At 65.3% G+C, this 2068-nt stretch carries 2 protein-coding genes; both read left to right on the top strand.

Annotated elements, in window-relative coordinates:
* Positions 1–403, top strand: a 403-nt coding sequence (locus HU729_RS25500) for a phosphopantetheine-binding protein (protein WP_238348451.1), incomplete at its 5' end; no start/stop codon positions are given.
* A 12-nt stretch (positions 404–415) separates the two neighbouring features.
* Positions 416–2068, top strand: a 1653-nt coding sequence (locus tag HU729_RS25495) for a condensation domain-containing protein (protein ID WP_346655322.1), incomplete at its 3' end; no start/stop codon positions are given.

The raw sequence follows: 2068 nt of genomic DNA, 5'->3' as shown, positions 1-2068 counted from the left end.
GCAGTTGCCACTGAGCCCCAACGGCAAGCTGGAACGTCGTGCGCTGCCGTCTCCGGAGCTGGCCCAGGCCCGCTACGTGGCACCGCGCAGCGAGCGGGAACAGCAACTGGCGCAGATCTGGAAGGACGTGCTGCAGGTGCCGCAGGTGGGCCTGGAGGATGACTTCTTCGCCCTGGGCGGACATTCGCTGCTGGCGACCCAGGTGATCGTGCGGATTCGCGAGCACCTGGGCATCGAAGTCCCGCTCAAGACCCTGTTCAATGCGCGGCACCTGGGCGAGTTCAGCGCGTCGGTGGAGGCGCTGGATGTGGGTAACGATCCTTTGATGGATGAACTGGCTAAATCCTTGGAGGCCCTGGAACGTTTAACAGGAGATGAGCTTGAGAAGCTAATTTCTGAGTGAAGGGGAACCGGTGTGAAAGCGTTGATTGAAAGGGTGGGCGAGCTGTCGCCGAAGGAACGCAAGGCCTTGGCGGTGATGCTCAAGCACAAGAACATCAATCTGTTCAGCGTCGCGCCGGTGTTCAAGCGTCAGCCCGAGGAACTGCAACTGCTGTCCTATGCCCAGGAGCGGCAGTGGTTCCTCTGGCAGATGAGCCCCGAGAGCAGTGCCTATCACATCAGTGCTGCCCTGAAGTTGCAGGGCGCGCTCGACATCGCTGCGCTCGATGCCAGCTTTGCCGCGCTGGTGGCCCGCCACGAAACCTTGCGCACCCGCTTCGTCGAGGATGGCGAGCAGGTGCTGCAGGTGATCGATGCGCCGAACTGGGCCGGGATCGAGCAGCAGACCTTGGCCCTCGACGATGCGCCGCAACGACGCCAGGCGCAGTTGCAGGCGTGTGTCGAGGAGGAGATCCAGCGCCGTTTCGACCTGCAGGCCGGCCCGCTGTTGCGGGTCAAACTGCTGCGGCTCGGCGAGCAGGAGCATGTGCTGGTGCTCACCCAGCATCACATCGTCACCGATGGCTGGTCGATGCAGGTGATGATCGACGAGCTGGTCCAGCTGTACGCCGCCGCGTGCGAAGGGCGGACCGTGCAACTGCCGGCGCTGCCGGTGCAGTACGCCGATTACGCCTTGTGGCAGCGCCAGTGGATGGAGGCCGGTGAGCAGGAGCGTCAACTGGCCTACTGGACCGAACGGCTGGGCAGCGAGCATCCGGTGCTCGAGCTGCCGTTCGACCATCCGCGCCCGGCGGAGCAGAGCCTGCGCGGCGCAAGCCTGGAGGTGAAGCTCGAGGCGCAGTTGTGCCGCGACCTGCGCAGCGTCGCGCAGGCGCAGGGCGTCACTCTGTTCATGCTGTTGCTGGCGTCGTATCAGGTCTTGCTGTACCGCTACAGTGGCCAGCGTGACCTGCGCATCGGCGTGCCGGTGGCCAACCGCAACCGCATGGAAACCGAGCGGCTGGTCGGCTTCTTCGTCAACACCCTGGTGCAGCGCGTCGAGATCTCGGGGCAGACGACCGTGCGGGCGTTTCTCCAGCAGGTCAAGGCCGATGCCTTGGGCGCGCAGGCGCACCAGGACTTGCCGTTCGAGCAACTGGTCGAAGCACTGCGTCCGCAGCGTACCCTCAGCCACAGCCCGCTGTTCCAGGTGATGTTCAATCACCAGGGTGGCGCGGCGCTGGGCGCTGGCGGTGACGGCGCCCAGGCGTCCGGCCTGCGTATCGAAAACCTCAAGAGCGAGGGCCATACCGCCCAGTTCGACTTGACCCTGAACATTCTGGAGCAGGGCGATGCGCTGGATGCGCAGTTCACCTATGCCCTGGACCTGTTCGAGCCGGCTACCGCGCAGCGCCTGGCCCGGCATTGGCAGAACCTGCTGCAGGCGATGGTCGCCAACCTCGACTGCACGCTGGACGACCTGCCGTTGATCGCTGCCGACGAAGTGCGCGACACCCTGGTGCGCTGGAACGCCACGGCGGTCGAGTACCCGCTGGAGCACAGCGTCCAGGCGCTGATCCAGCGTCAGGTCGAGGCCACGCCGGACGCTACGGCGCTGGTGTTTAGCGAGCGTCAGCTCAGCTACCGTCACCTCGATGCCCTGGCCAACCAGTGGGCGCACCGCCTG

This window comes from Pseudomonas sp. RW10S2, assembly GCF_014268985.1.
Lineage (GTDB): Bacteria > Pseudomonadota > Gammaproteobacteria > Pseudomonadales > Pseudomonadaceae > Aquipseudomonas > Aquipseudomonas wayambapalatensis.
The sequence above is the reverse complement of the archived record's forward strand: the minus strand, read 5'-3'. Positions and strand labels throughout refer to the sequence as shown.